Source organism: Salmonella sp. 32020114201800008SM, from assembly GCF_017572025.1.
GTDB lineage: Bacteria > Pseudomonadota > Gammaproteobacteria > Enterobacterales > Enterobacteriaceae > Salmonella > Salmonella enterica.
The window spans coordinates 34367-47817 of sequence record NZ_JAGEQM010000010.1 but is presented as its reverse complement, the minus strand read 5'-3'; the positions used below and the strand labels follow the sequence as shown (position 1 = coordinate 47817).

The following is a 13451-nucleotide window of genomic DNA, read 5'->3' as shown; positions in this document are numbered from 1 at the left end:
AATCTAACCGGGGGCAGTGATTCTGCTCCCGCAAAATGAGGACACAGTAATGAGTGAAATGGTTGCGTTTCGGCAAGGTACATCCATGCCATCCAGAGAAACCATCTTGCGTTATGTTGTTGAGACGGTGAATCAGATAACTGAGCTTGAGCCAGCACTGCATTTGCTGCCGTGGTCTGGCGTCAACTCAGCAATATATGAGCAACGTTTTGCACAGTGTTACGACGAGGGGCTTTGTGCCGCACAGACGTCGGCACCGAATGTTCCGCAGGGGATTCTGCCATCGACCGATTGGGCTCAGGGTATCGGGTTACTCTGTTTTGCCGCAGGGTATATGAGCGCAGGCGAGCGGCCATTAACACACAATCAGTTATGCGATTTCGTCAAACAGGCGGCTGTTGGTTTATCGCCGATTGAGGGGGAGGCGGCGAGCGGTTTCTCGACGGTACGTAGTATTGCATTACCCGTATTCAGGCGATTACAACGCGATGGTCACGCGTCTCGGGTCCTGCTGTTACAAACGTTGCTGCATCTGGTCGCCTGGAAAAGCGCATCGCAGTATGCGCGTCAACAGGCGCAACGACTGCTCTGGATGGGCGGCATTTTGGGGGAAGGGGGGGAGCATAGCCTGCTTGTACTGGATAAGGCGCTGCGTGAAGAAGCCGTCGGGGAGAAAAGTCTCCCCGCTCTGCTGATCTTCACGAGTTTCCTGGCACATTTTCCGGCAGGGCCAGTCTTTATTGACTAGCCGTCGAACGACGCGGGCAAAAGCCGCGTCGTTTTAGTTCGACGCCGGGTATTCCTGCACCGTCACCTGGAACGTGAGTTGCTTATCATCCCGCATTACCACGACCGGAATGACGGAGCCCGGGCGGATTTCCGCCACCTGATCCATCGTCTCCAGCGCGGACACGGCGGGTTTATTATTGACCGAAATAATCAAATCATTAACCTGAATACCGGCAAGCGCGGCGGGGCCGTTTGGCGTTACTTCATTAACGACAATGCCCTGAATCGGGTCCATGCCGCTACCCTGCTGCGCGTGCAGCGGCGCGATTTCTCGTCCGCCAATACCGATATAGCCGCGAATCACGCGACCGTCGCGGATAAGCTTATCCATAATTTTCGTGGCTAGCTGGAAGGGAATCGCAAAACCAAGGCCTTCCGGCGTTTCGCCATCGTTACTCTTATCAAAAGAGAGGGTGTTGATCCCCATCAGTTCGCCTAACGAGTTGACCAGCGCGCCGCCGGAATTACCGTGGTTAATCGAGGCGTCGGTCTGGAGAAAATTCTGTCGCCCTGTCGGGTTCAGGCCGATACGACCCGTTGCGCTGATGATTCCCTGGGTGATGGTCTGTCCCAGATTATATGGGTTGCCGATAGCCAGTACGACGTCGCCAATATGCGGTGTACGCTTTGTATTAATCGGGATGGTAGGCAGCCCGCCAGTGGCGTTGATCTTCAGCACCGCCAGATCGGTAAGCGAATCGGAGCCAACCAGTAGCGCTTCAAAGACGCGGCCATCCTGTAGCGCGACGATAATCTGATCGGCATCGTTAATCACGTGTTTGTTGGTAATAATATAACCGCGTTGATCCATGATCACGCCGGAACCCAGCGTGCGGATCTCCAGTTGATTATGCGCGGTACTGTTCATACTGCGGTTATAGACATTGACGACGGCAGGCGCGGCGCGGCGAACCGCAAAATTATAACTGGCTGGCGTCTCATCGGTACTGTCGAATTGCGGGACGGCGATAGGATTAATTTTGCGCAAAGAAGGCATGACGGCCAACAGAATAGCGCCGACAATTAAACCTATTGCGACCGAACGTAAGAGCTTCACAAACATGATGGAGGCGTCGTTAAAAAAGGGAACGGCAGCAGCATACCATGAGTTAACCGGACATCACATCGCAGGCTGATGCCCGGTTTAAGACAGGATTAGCGCAGCAATAGATAAATGTTCTCGTTGCCGCGTACTACCTGAAGAGCAATGATGGACGGTTTTGCCGCCATCACTTTGCGCATTTCGGCGATAGAACTGATGCGATCGCGGTTAACGCCGATGATAACATCATCTTTTTGCAAACCGGCCTGCGCGGCAGGACTGCTTTTTTCGACGCTATCAACCTTAACGCCTTTCGTCCCGTCTTTCAGCTGGCCGTCGCTCAACGTCGCGCCTTGCAACGCCGGGGCGATCATTTCGGCGCTGGCGGAAGAAGAGGTATTGGAATCCAGCGTGACTTCCACCTCCAGCGGCTTACCATCGCGCAGCAGGCCCAGCTTCACTTTCGTGCCCGGTTCGGTGGTGGCGATACGCGAACGCAGTTCGGCAAAGCTATTCAGCGGCTTACCGTTAAGACTGATAATCACGTCTCCGGATTTCACCCCGGCCTTCGCCGAACCTGAATTGGGTAAAACCTCGCTGACAAAAGCGCCACGCTGAACGTTCAGTTTGAATGCCTTGGCGATATCAGCGGTCATTTCAGTGCCTTTAATTCCCAGCAATCCGCGTTTGATTTCGCCGAACTGAATCAACTGCTGCGCCAGCGTCTGCGCCATATTGGAAGGAATAGCAAAGCCAATGCCGATGCTCCCGCCCCCTGGCGCGAGGATCGCGGTATTAATCCCGATCAGCTCGCCGTTCAGGTTAAGCAGCGCGCCGCCGGAGTTGCCGCGGTTAATAGAGGCATCGGTTTGAATAAAGTTCTCAAGCCCTTCCAGATTAAGCCCGCTGCGTCCCAGCGCTGAAATAATCCCGGAGGTGGCGGTTTGCCCAAGGCCAAACGGATTACCGACCGCCACGGCGAAATCGCCGACGCGGAGTTTGTCGGAATCGGCGATGGCAATTTGCGTTAACTTGCTGGGATTCTGAATTTGTAACAGAGCGATATCGCTCTGGTCGTCGCCGCCGATCAGCTTCGCGTCGAATTCGCGTCCGTCATTCAGTTGAATGCTGATCTTCTGTGCCTGATTAATCACATGATTATTGGTTAATACATAGCCTTTCGCGGCATCGATAATCACCCCCGAACCGAGTCCTTCAAACGGCTGGGACGGCTGGTCTGGCAGATCCTCGCCAAAGAATTTTTTAAACTCCTCCGGCACTTTTTGGCTCTGGGCGGCGGTTCCCTCGACTTTTACGCTGACGACAGCAGGCAGCACTTTCTCCAGCATAGGGGCAAGGCTTGGCAGCGTCGCCTGGCCTGGCACCTGGCCTGGTATCGATGCAAGGGCTGGAAACGGCGCCGAAAGAGTTAACCCGACACTTAACGCTAATGCACTTAACAGCTGGGTGTGTTTTTTCATGGATGCTGCTCTCGTACCTTGAATGAACGGATAGACAATTCAAAACAGATTGATGTTATTGAATTTTCAGCCTGGTAACAATGATAATAGCTGGGACAGGAAAGATAGAGAGAGGGCGCAAGCGATGCGCCCGATAAATTTCTTAACGGCGTGCGATTAATCGCGCTTTGCGCCGCTACGTAACAGGCCAGACGCGCCTTCAGAATAATCACGTGGCATTTGTACTGGCGCCTGATCGTTGCTCGCCTCAGACTCCGCCAGACGGTTACGGAACGGATTCGACTCCGCAGACATTTCCGGCAGCAGGCTGCTGGAGCTTTTCGCCATATGCTGATACAGCTGGCGGTAATCATGCGCCATGGTATCCAGCAGTTCCGCGCTGCGGGCAAAGTGGCTAACTAGCTCTTCACGGTACTCTTCCAGCTCAGCTTTGTTTTTTTCCAGTTCGTACTGCAATGCCTGCTGTTGACGTAACTTACGATTACCAAAACGCATGGCCACGGCACCAATGATGATACCGACGACTAATCCAATTAGCGCATATTCCCAGGTCATGAACATCTCCCGTTGTCTTATGTTTCCGTAGGGTGTTGGCTCCAGGCTCCATGCCCGCGCCTGATTATGCCACTATAACCGCTAATTCCGTAGAAGTGGAATCCCGACAGCATATCGCGTAGTGTAGAACGGCCTTTTTTTCGTCAGCCGTGAACGACGGCACATCGATTTTCAAGGAATAACAATAACATTATGCAAAGCCTTTCCCCTACATCGCGTTATCTCCAGGCACTCAACAAAGGCACCCATCAGCCTGACGACGTACAGAAAGAGGCGGTCGACCGTCTGGAAACCCTTTATCAGGCGCTCACCGCGAAAAAATCGTCGGCTACGCCACCCGGCGGTCTGATAGCGCGACTGGGGAAATTATTAGGCAAAAACGAACCGGACGCGCAAATACCGGTTCGCGGGCTGTATATGTGGGGGGGCGTGGGTCGCGGCAAAACCTGGCTCATGGATCTCTTCTACCACAGCCTGCCGGGTGAGCGAAAATTACGCCTGCATTTTCATCGGTTTATGCTGCGCGTGCATGAAGAACTTACCGCGCTACAGGGACAGATCGATCCGTTAGACATTATTGCCGATCGGTTTAAAACCGAGACGGACGTACTGTGTTTCGATGAGTTTTTCGTCACCGATATTACCGACGCCATGCTGCTGGGCGGTTTAATGAAAGCGCTGTTTGCACGCGGCATTACGCTGGTCGCGACCTCCAATATTCCGCCGGATGAACTCTACCGCAACGGTTTGCAACGCGCCCGCTTCCTGCCGGCTATCGATGCCATTAAACAGCACTGCGACATTATGAATGTGGACGCCGGCGTCGATTACCGGCTGCGGACGCTGACGCAGGCCCATTTATGGCTAACGCCGCTTAATGATGAAACCCGGCGGCAAATGGATAAACTGTGGCTGGCGTTAGCGGGGGCCGCGCGCGCGCACGCTCCGACGCTGGAAATCAATCATCGCTCTTTATCCACCCTGGGCGTTGAAAACCAAACGCTAGCGGTCTCTTTCGCTACGCTGTGCGTCGAGGCCCGCAGCCAGCATGATTACATTGCGCTCTCAAGGTTATTTCACACGGTTCTGCTGTTTGACGTGCCGGTCATGACGCCGCTGATGGAGAACGAAGCGCGCCGCTTTATTGCGCTGGTGGATGAGTTTTACGAGCGCCACGTTAAGCTGGTGGTCAGCGCCGCCGCACCGTTATATGAAATTTATCAGGGGGAACGGCTCAAGTTTGAATTTCAGCGCTGTCTGTCACGCCTGCAAGAGATGCAGAGTGCGGAGTACCTCAAGCGGGAGCATATGCCGTAAGCCGGACAAGCGCAGCGCCCCGGCATTATGCGGTATTATATCTGTGCAACCTCCCCGACCGAGGGTGAACCAGGCCTGAACAAAACCCGCGGCAAATCGCAAAAAGGGGTCGATCTTTGACCTGGACTTCTCTATAATCCTGCGACCCCACGTTACAAGAGAGTTTTTTCCCAAACTTTCTCTGTGCCGGCCAAACATATCCGAGGGGGTAGGTTTACCGGACTTTGTCGTGTGAACCTCAACTATTTAAAACGTTTGGGTGTTCACCAACGTGTAACTTATTTATTTGGGTAAGCTTTTAATGAAAACTTTTACAGCTAAACCAGAAACCGTAAAACGCGACTGGTATGTTGTTGACGCGACCGGTAAAACTCTGGGCCGTCTGGCTACTGAACTGGCTCGTCGCCTGCGCGGTAAGCACAAAGCGGAATACACTCCGCACGTAGATACTGGTGATTACATCATCGTTCTGAACGCTGACAAAGTTGCTGTAACCGGCAACAAGCGTACTGACAAAGTGTACTATCACCACACCGGCCACATCGGTGGTATCAAACAAGCGACCTTTGAAGAGATGATTGCCCGCCGTCCTGAGCGTGTGATTGAAATCGCGGTTAAAGGCATGCTGCCAAAAGGCCCGCTGGGTCGTGCTATGTTCCGTAAACTGAAAGTTTACGCGGGCAACGAGCACAACCACGCGGCACAGCAACCGCAAGTTCTTGACATCTAATCGGGATTATAGGCAATGGCTGAAAATCAATACTACGGCACTGGTCGCCGCAAAAGTTCCGCAGCTCGCGTGTTCATCAAACCGGGCAACGGTAAAATCGTTATCAACCAACGTTCTCTGGAACAGTACTTCGGTCGTGAAACTGCCCGCATGGTAGTTCGTCAGCCGCTGGAACTGGTCGACATGGTTGAGAAACTGGATCTGTACATCACTGTTAAAGGTGGTGGTATCTCTGGTCAGGCTGGTGCGATCCGTCACGGTATCACCCGCGCTCTGATGGAGTACGATGAGTCCCTGCGTGGCGAACTGCGTAAAGCTGGCTTCGTTACTCGTGACGCTCGTCAGGTTGAACGTAAGAAAGTCGGCCTGCGTAAAGCACGTCGTCGTCCGCAGTTCTCCAAACGTTAATGGGGTTCTGCTTCGGCAGACAACTGTTAGCGAAAAAACCCGCTTCGGCGGGTTTTTTTATGGGCAATGCATTTCTGTCACGATGAAATGCGGATTGTTGTCTCTTTTTCCCCATTTCCAGAATCGACTCACCACAAAGGTCACAAAATCTGGTAAACTATCATCCAATTTTCTGCCCAAATAGCGGGGAATGTTCATTTTTTGTCTCGTTTCTGAGCAATGATGGCTTTTTTCGCCCTGGGTGACATAACATCTGGCTGGTCACATTGTGGCTGGTAGCAGTAAAAATTCTGAATATACCTGGAGGTTTTCATGGCTGTCGCTGCCAACAAACGTTCGGTAATGACGCTGTTTTCTGGTCCTACTGACATCTATAGCCATCAGGTCCGCATTGTGTTGGCTGAAAAGGGTGTTAGTTTTGAGATCGAACATGTGGAAAAGGACAATCCACCTCAGGATCTGATTGACCTCAACCCGAATCAAAGCGTTCCGACACTGGTGGATCGTGAGCTGACCCTGTGGGAATCTCGCATCATTATGGAATATCTGGATGAGCGTTTCCCTCATCCGCCGCTGATGCCGGTTTATCCGGTCGCGCGCGGTGAAAGCCGTCTGTACATGCACCGTATTGAAAAAGACTGGTATACGCTGATGAACGTCATCGTAAACGGGTCTGCTTCCGAGGCCGACTCTGCGCGTAAACAACTGCGTGAAGAGCTGCTGGCGATTGCGCCGGTATTTGGTCAGAAACCGTATTTCCTGAGCGACGAATTCAGCCTGGTTGATTGCTACCTGGCGCCTCTCCTGTGGCGTTTACCGCAGTTGGGTATTGAATTCAGCGGCGCAGGGGCGAAAGAGCTGAAAGGCTATATGACCCGCGTCTTTGAACGTGATTCTTTCCTGGCTTCTTTAACCGAAGCTGAACGTGAAATGCGCCTCGGTCGGGGTTAACCTGTATGGATTTGTCACAGTTGACGCCGCGTCGTCCCTATCTGTTGCGTGCTTTCTACGAGTGGTTGCTGGATAACCAGTTGACTCCGCATCTGGTGGTGGATGTGATGCTGCCTGGCGTGCATGTCCCTATGGAATATGCGCGCGATGGGCAAATCGTCCTCAATATTGCGCCGCGGGCGGTAGGTAATCTGGAGCTATCTAATGATGAAGTGCGTTTTAATGCGCGCTTCGGCGGCGTTCCCCGTCAGGTTTCTGTGCCTTTGGCTGCGGTGCTGGCGATTTACGCCCGTGAAAACGGCGCAGGCACCATGTTTGAGCCTGAAGCCGCCTATGATGAAGACGTTGTCAGCTTAAATGATGATGACAATACCGCAGGCGCGGAAAGCGAGACCGTGATGTCCGTCATTGATGGCGATAAGCCCGACCACGATGACGACAGTAGTCCTGATGACGAGCCGCCTCCGCCGCGTGGCGGACGTCCGGCACTGCGCGTAGTAAAATAATCAACAGGCCCTGAAGGGCCTGTTTTGTTTGGCCTCCTCGCGGGTTCACCCTGCTTTTGAAGCTGTGTTACGATAAGCTTGCTATTATTTGCCACCGACCACTCATGAATGGACGTTATGAACGCATTTGATTCGCAAGCAGAAGATTCACCGACATCCCTCGGGCGTAGTTTGCGCCGCCGCCCGCTGGCGCGTAAAAAACTGTCTGAAATGGTTGAGGAAGAGCTGGAGCAGATGATCCGCCGTCATGAGTTTGGCGAGGGAGAACAGCTACCGTCTGAACGTGAATTAATGGCCTTCTTCAATGTGGGACGTCCCTCCGTGCGTGAAGCGTTAGCTGCGCTGAAGCGTAAAGGTCTGGTGCAAATCAATAACGGCGAACGCGCCCGCGTCTCGCGCCCCTCTGCTGATACCATCATCAGCGAACTGTCGGGTATGGCGAAAGATTTTCTTACTCATCCTGGCGGCATCGCTCACTTTGAACAGCTACGGCTTTTCTTTGAATCCAGCCTGGTACGCTATGCGGCGGAACATGCCACCGACGAGCAGATCGCGTTGTTAACGAAAGCGCTGGAAATTAATAGCCAGTCGCTGGATGACAACGCGCTGTTTATTCGTTCGGATGTCGAGTTTCACCGGGTGTTGGCTGAAATTCCCGGCAATCCGATCTTTATGGCTATTCATGTTGCTCTGCTGGACTGGCTAATCGCCGCTCGCCCAAGCGTTCCCGATCGTGAGCTGCATGAACATAATAACGTGAGTTATCAACAGCATATTGTGATTGTTGATGCCATTCGCCAGCGAGATCCCGATAAAGCGGATCGCGCTCTGCAAACCCACCTCAATAGCGTTTCCGCTACCTGGCACGCGCTCGGTAAAAAAAGTCAAAAAATGCGGTAGCGATCGCGCCTCCGATCCCAGTTTAGTGAAGCAGATCGCACTATAAGCGTTCTGTATTATTTGCTGCTTATTTGATCTGGTATAACAGGTATAAAGGTAGGTAGTTAATATATTCATCATCCGTAGAGGTAGGTATGGCAAAAGCATTGCAAGGCGTAATGGCGGCGTTGTTGACCCCATTTGATCATCAGCAGCAACTGGATAGCGAAAGCCTGCGCCGTCTGGTGCGTTTTAACATCGGGCAGGGTATCGACGGGCTGTACGTTGGCGGTTCCACCGGGGAAGCATTCGTACAGAGCCTTGCTGAAAGAGAGCAGGTACTGGAGATTGTCGCCGAAGAGGCGAAGGGAAAAATCACGCTGATCGCCCATGTCGGGACGGTAAGCACCGCAGAAAGCCAGCAGCTTGCCAGCGCCGCAAAGCGTTACGGTTTTGATGCGGTCTCTGCGGTGACGCCTTTTTATTACCCTTTCAGTTTTGAAGAGCACTGTGACCATTATCGGGCAATCATTGATTCCGCAGATGGATTGCCGATGGTGGTATACAACATTCCGGCGTTAAGCGGTGTAAAACTTACCCTCGATCAGATCAATACGCTGGTGACATTACCGGGCGTGAGCGCGCTGAAGCAAACCTCCGGCGATCTCTTCCAGATGGAGCAGATCCGCCGCGCGCATCCGGATCTGGTGCTGTACAACGGTTATGACGAAATCTTCGCTTCCGGTCTGCTGGCGGGCGCGGACGGCGGTATCGGCAGCACATACAACATTATGGGTTGGCGTTATCAGGGGATTGTTCAGGCATTGCGTGAGGGCGATGTGGCGAAAGCGCAGCGTCTGCAAACCGAGTGCAATAAGGTTATTGATTTACTGATTAAAACCGGCGTATTCCGCGGCCTGAAAACGGTCCTGCATTATATGGACGTGGTATCGGTGCCGCTATGTCGTAAACCGTTTGCGCCTGTTGATGAAAAATATCTGCCGGCGCTCAAGGCGCTGGCTCAACAACTGATGGAAGAAAAGGCGTAACAGCATAATGCCGGGGGCGCTACGCTTGCCCGGCCTACAACAGTGTGAGCGGTAGGCCGGATAAGGCGGAGCCGCCATTCGGCATAACGACAACAAAAATCGTCGGGAGAGTAAAATGAGTACTTCTACCCAGAACATCCCGTGGTATCGCCATCTCAACCGGGCGCAGTGGCGGGCATTTTCCGCTGCCTGGCTGGGATATCTGCTTGATGGTTTTGATTTTGTGTTGATTGCTCTTGTACTGACTGAGGTACAAAGCGAATTTGGGCTGACGACGGTACAGGCGGCAAGCCTGATTTCTGCGGCTTTTATCTCTCGCTGGTTCGGCGGGTTATTACTGGGCGCGATGGGCGATCGCTATGGGCGTCGTCTGGCGATGGTCAGCAGCATCATTCTGTTTTCGGTGGGAACCCTGGCATGCGGGTTTGCGCCCGGTTACACCACCATGTTCATCGCCCGACTGGTGATTGGTATGGGCATGGCGGGCGAATATGGTTCCAGCGCGACCTATGTGATTGAAAGCTGGCCAAAACATTTACGCAATAAAGCCAGCGGTTTTCTGATTTCCGGCTTCTCCGTCGGCGCGGTCGTTGCCGCGCAGGTGTACAGCCTGGTGGTGCCTGTCTGGGGCTGGCGCGCGCTGTTTTTCATTGGCATTTTGCCAATTATCTTCGCCCTCTGGCTGCGGAAAAACATTCCGGAAGCGGAAGACTGGAAAGAGAAACACGCGGGTAAAGCGCCGGTACGTACGATGGTCGACATTCTTTATCGGGGCGAACATCGCATCATCAACATTTTAATGACTTTCGCCGCCGCCGCTGCGCTGTGGTTCTGTTTTGCCGGTAACCTACAAAATGCTGCGATTGTGGCGGGGCTGGGACTACTGTGCGCGGTTATCTTTATCAGCTTTATGGTGCAGAGCAGCGGTAAACGCTGGCCCACTGGCGTCATGCTGATGCTGGTGGTACTGTTTGCTTTCCTCTATTCCTGGCCGATTCAGGCGCTATTACCCACTTATCTGAAAACCGAGCTGGCCTACGATCCGCATACGGTGGCGAATGTCCTGTTCTTTAGCGGATTTGGCGCGGCGGTTGGTTGCTGCGTAGGCGGTTTTCTTGGCGACTGGCTGGGAACGCGTAAAGCATATGTTTGTAGCCTGCTGGCCTCGCAAATCCTCATTATTCCGGTCTTTGCGATTGGCGGCACAAACGTCTGGGTTCTGGGTCTGCTACTGTTTTTCCAACAGATGTTGGGGCAGGGGATTGCCGGGATTCTGCCGAAACTGATCGGCGGTTACTTCGATACCGATCAGCGCGCGGCGGGGCTGGGCTTTACTTATAACGTCGGCGCGCTCGGCGGCGCGCTGGCGCCGATCCTGGGAGCGCTGATCGCTCAACGTCTGGATCTGGGCACTGCGCTGGCATCGCTCTCTTTCAGCCTGACGTTTGTCGTGATCCTGCTTATTGGGCTTGATATGCCGTCTCGCGTACAGCGTTGGCTACGTCCGGAAGCGTTACGCACCCACGATGCTATCGACGACAAACCGTTCAGCGGAGCCGTACCGCTTGGCAGTGGTAAAGGTGCCTTTGTAAAAACGAAAAGTTAATCCGCTTGCCCGGTTTTAAACCGGGCAATATTTGTAAGGGAGTAGTATGTCGTTACTTGAACAACTGGATAAAAATATTGCCGCTTCTGGCGGCCTGATTGTCTCCTGCCAGCCCGTTCCGGGCAGTCCGCTGGATAAGCCGGAGATTGTAGCGGCAATGGCGTTGGCGGCGGAACAGGCGGGCGCGGTTGCGGTGCGTATTGAAGGCATAGACAACCTGCGCGTGGCCCGCTCGCTCGTTTCGGTACCCATTATCGGCATTATCAAACGCGATCTGGACGACTCTCCAGTGCGCATTACCCCTTTTCTCGACGATGTAGATGCGCTGGCACAGGCCGGCGCAGCTATTATCGCCGTTGATGGAACCGCTCGGCAACGGCCGGTAGCCGTTGAGGCGTTGTTGGCGCGCATTCATCACCACCATCTACTGGCGATGGCCGACTGCTCATCCGTGGACGATGGTCTCGCCTGCCAACGGTTGGGCGCGGACATTATCGGCACGACAATGTCCGGCTACACCACCCCCGATACGCCGGAGGAACCCGATCTGCCCTTAGTCAAAGCGTTGCATGACGCCGGATGCCGGGTAATAGCCGAAGGGCGCTATAACTCGCCAGCACTGGCGGCGGAGGCGATCCGCTATGGCGCATGGGCGGTGACGGTGGGGTCCGCCATTACACGTCTGGAACATATCTGTGGATGGTATAACGACGCATTAAAAAAGGCGGCGTCATGACTACGTTAGCAATCGATATTGGCGGTACTAAACTTGCCGCCGCGCTCATCGACAACAACTTGCGCATTAGCCAGCGTCGCGAGCTACCGACCCCCGCGAGCAAAACGCCGGATGCGTTACGTGAAGCATTAAAGGCGCTGGTTGAACCACTACGAGCAGAGGCGCGTCAGGTAGCGATAGCTTCTACCGGGATCATTCAGGAAGGGATGCTGCTGGCGCTAAACCCCCATAATCTGGGCGGCTTGCTACACTTTCCGTTAGTACAAACACTGGAAGCGATCGCTGGCCTGCCGACGCTGGCGGTGAACGACGCGCAGGCGGCGGCCTGGGCGGAGTATCACGCGCTCCCTGATGATATCCGCGATATGGTATTTATCACCGTTTCAACCGGCGTTGGCGGCGGCGTTGTCTGCGACGGCAAGCTCCTTACCGGAAAAGGCGGTCTGGCCGGGCACCTGGGACACACCCTGGCGGACCCACACGGGCCCGTATGCGGCTGTGGACGCGTTGGCTGCGTAGAGGCCATCGCCTCCGGACGAGGGATGGCCGCGGCGGCGCGGGACGATCTGGCGGGATGCGACGCCAAAACCCTATTTATTCGCGCTGGCGAAGGTCATCAGCAGGCGCGACATCTGGTAAGCCAATCCGCGCAGGTAATAGCGCGAATGATCGCCGATGTGAAAGCGATTACCGACTGCCAGTGTGTGGTCATTGGCGGCAGCGTAGGGTTAGCTGAGGGATACCTGGAGCAGGTTCGCGCGTTTTTGATGCAAGAGCCTGCGCCTTATCACGTGGCGCTGAGCGCCGCTCGATATCGGCATGACGCAGGATTATTAGGCGCTGCGTTGTTAGCTCAAGGAGACACATTATGATGATGGGGGAAGTACAGTCGTTGCCTTCTTGCGGGTTGCATCCGCGACTGCTGGATGCCTTGACTCTCGCGCTGGCGGCAAGGCCGCAGGAGAAAGCGCCGGGGCGCTATGAATTGCAGGGCGACAATATCTTTATGAATGTAATGCAGTTAACGACGCAAATGCCGGCCGGGAAGAAAGCGGAATTGCATGAACAATACATTGATATTCAGCTACTACTAACCGGCGTCGAGCGTATTGCGTTTGGGATGTCCGGTGCCGCTCGCCAGTGCGAGGAGATGCATGTTGAAGAGGATTACCAGCTTTGTAGTCAAATTGCCGACGAGCAGACTATTACGCTGCAAGCGGGGATGTTTGCTGTGTTTATGCCGGGAGAACCGCATAAACCGGGATGTGCAGTGGGTGAGCCAGATGACATCAAAAAAGTGGTAGTGAAAGTACGCGCCAGTCTGCTGGCGGCCTGAATCTCTTGCCGGAGCAGTCTTCCGAACGCAGCCCCTTACGGGGCTGCGTGGTGAATGTGCCGGAGA

General features: G+C 54.1%; 15 protein-coding genes. 12 read left to right on the top strand and 3 right to left on the bottom strand.

The features are described from left to right. The first annotated feature begins 16 nt into the window (after positions 1–16). Positions 17–748, top strand: a complete 732-nt coding sequence (locus J4613_RS20755) for a triphosphoribosyl-dephospho-CoA synthase (protein WP_000602036.1) — start codon at positions 17–19, stop codon at positions 746–748. Positions 749–781: 33 nt separating this feature from the next. Here J4613_RS20755 and degS read toward each other — a convergent pair whose 3' ends face one another. The 3 genes from degS to zapG form a co-directional block, all read right to left on the bottom strand. Beyond that, positions 782–1852, bottom strand: a complete 1071-nt coding sequence (gene degS / locus J4613_RS20750; protein WP_000497705.1) for an outer membrane-stress sensor serine endopeptidase DegS — start codon at positions 1850–1852, stop codon at positions 782–784. Positions 1853–1944: 92 nt separating this feature from the next. After that, positions 1945–3312: a serine endoprotease DegQ gene (gene degQ, locus J4613_RS20745; protein ID WP_000716690.1), complete on the bottom strand. Its 1368-nt coding sequence runs from the start codon at positions 3310–3312 to the stop codon at positions 1945–1947. 156 nt (positions 3313–3468) lie between these two features. Next, a complete protein-coding gene (gene zapG / locus J4613_RS20740; RefSeq protein ID WP_001519074.1) occupies positions 3469–3867 on the bottom strand; it encodes a Z-ring associated protein ZapG in 399 nt (132 codons plus the stop codon). A 192-nt stretch (positions 3868–4059) separates the two neighbouring features. On the opposite strand from zapG, the gene zapE reads away from it, so the two are divergent. From zapE to nanQ, 11 genes are all read left to right on the top strand, one after another. Beyond that, the gene (zapE, locus tag J4613_RS20735; protein ID WP_111742230.1) at positions 4060–5184 is read left to right on the top strand and encodes a cell division protein ZapE; all 1125 of its coding nucleotides are present in this window, start codon (positions 4060–4062) and stop codon (positions 5182–5184) included. Between the two features lie 301 nt (positions 5185–5485). After that, entirely contained in the window at positions 5486–5914 is a 429-nt protein-coding gene (gene rplM, locus J4613_RS20730) for a 50S ribosomal protein L13 (protein WP_000847559.1), read from the top strand. A 15-nt stretch (positions 5915–5929) separates the two neighbouring features. Beyond that, the gene (rpsI, locus tag J4613_RS20725) at positions 5930–6322 is read left to right on the top strand and encodes a 30S ribosomal protein S9 (protein ID WP_000829815.1); all 393 of its coding nucleotides are present in this window, start codon (positions 5930–5932) and stop codon (positions 6320–6322) included. A gap of 312 nt (positions 6323–6634) precedes the next feature. Then, positions 6635–7273 (top strand): stringent starvation protein SspA, encoded by a 639-nt coding sequence (gene sspA, locus J4613_RS20720; RefSeq protein WP_000257298.1) that lies wholly within the window; start codon positions 6635–6637, stop codon positions 7271–7273. A 5-nt stretch (positions 7274–7278) separates the two neighbouring features. Continuing rightward, positions 7279–7779 (top strand): ClpXP protease specificity-enhancing factor, encoded by a 501-nt coding sequence (sspB, locus tag J4613_RS20715; RefSeq protein ID WP_000366112.1) that lies wholly within the window; start codon positions 7279–7281, stop codon positions 7777–7779. Between the two features lie 108 nt (positions 7780–7887). Further along, on the top strand, positions 7888–8679 hold the full coding sequence (nanR, locus tag J4613_RS20710) for a transcriptional regulator NanR (protein WP_000382926.1): 792 nt from the start codon (positions 7888–7890) through the stop codon (positions 8677–8679). Positions 8680–8813: 134 nt separating this feature from the next. After that, positions 8814–9707 (top strand): N-acetylneuraminate lyase, encoded by an 894-nt coding sequence (gene nanA, locus J4613_RS20705; RefSeq protein WP_001029667.1) that lies wholly within the window; start codon positions 8814–8816, stop codon positions 9705–9707. Positions 9708–9822: 115 nt separating this feature from the next. Further along, complete coding sequence (nanT, locus tag J4613_RS20700; protein WP_000108071.1) at positions 9823–11313, top strand: sialic acid transporter NanT; 1491 nt, start codon at positions 9823–9825, stop codon at positions 11311–11313. Between the two features lie 46 nt (positions 11314–11359). Beyond that, positions 11360–12049, top strand: a complete 690-nt coding sequence (locus J4613_RS20695; RefSeq protein ID WP_000054444.1) for an N-acetylmannosamine-6-phosphate 2-epimerase — start codon at positions 11360–11362, stop codon at positions 12047–12049. Continuing rightward, complete coding sequence (gene nanK / locus J4613_RS20690) at positions 12046–12921, top strand: N-acetylmannosamine kinase (RefSeq protein ID WP_001661160.1); 876 nt, start codon at positions 12046–12048, stop codon at positions 12919–12921. The genes J4613_RS20695 and nanK overlap by 4 nt, the downstream gene beginning before the upstream one ends. Continuing rightward, entirely contained in the window at positions 12918–13385 is a 468-nt protein-coding gene (gene nanQ / locus J4613_RS20685) for an N-acetylneuraminate anomerase (protein WP_000979902.1), read from the top strand. The genes nanK and nanQ overlap by 4 nt, the downstream gene beginning before the upstream one ends. Positions 13386–13451 lie beyond the last annotated feature (66 nt).

Bases quoted from the DNA above. Each gene is read 5' to 3' on its own strand.
- zapG (WP_001519074.1), bottom strand. From the start codon at position 3,867: ATGACCTGGGAATATGCGCTAATTGGATTAGTCGTCGGTATCATCATT.
- rplM (WP_000847559.1), top strand. From the start codon at position 5,486: ATGAAAACTTTTACAGCTAAACCAGAAACCGTAAAACGCGACTGGTAT.
- nanT (WP_000108071.1), top strand. From the start codon at position 9,823: ATGAGTACTTCTACCCAGAACATCCCGTGGTATCGCCATCTCAACCGG.
- nanR (WP_000382926.1), top strand. From the start codon at position 7,888: ATGGACGTTATGAACGCATTTGATTCGCAAGCAGAAGATTCACCGACA.
- J4613_RS20695 (WP_000054444.1), top strand. From the start codon at position 11,360: ATGTCGTTACTTGAACAACTGGATAAAAATATTGCCGCTTCTGGCGGC.
- nanK (WP_001661160.1), top strand. From the start codon at position 12,046: ATGACTACGTTAGCAATCGATATTGGCGGTACTAAACTTGCCGCCGCG.
- zapE (WP_111742230.1), top strand. From the start codon at position 4,060: ATGCAAAGCCTTTCCCCTACATCGCGTTATCTCCAGGCACTCAACAAA.
- rpsI (WP_000829815.1), top strand. From the start codon at position 5,930: ATGGCTGAAAATCAATACTACGGCACTGGTCGCCGCAAAAGTTCCGCA.
- degQ (WP_000716690.1), bottom strand. From the start codon at position 3,312: ATGAAAAAACACACCCAGCTGTTAAGTGCATTAGCGTTAAGTGTCGGG.
- nanQ (WP_000979902.1), top strand. From the start codon at position 12,918: ATGATGATGGGGGAAGTACAGTCGTTGCCTTCTTGCGGGTTGCATCCG.
- degS (WP_000497705.1), bottom strand. From the start codon at position 1,852: ATGTTTGTGAAGCTCTTACGTTCGGTCGCAATAGGTTTAATTGTCGGC.
- sspB (WP_000366112.1), top strand. From the start codon at position 7,279: ATGGATTTGTCACAGTTGACGCCGCGTCGTCCCTATCTGTTGCGTGCT.
- nanA (WP_001029667.1), top strand. From the start codon at position 8,814: ATGGCAAAAGCATTGCAAGGCGTAATGGCGGCGTTGTTGACCCCATTT.
- sspA (WP_000257298.1), top strand. From the start codon at position 6,635: ATGGCTGTCGCTGCCAACAAACGTTCGGTAATGACGCTGTTTTCTGGT.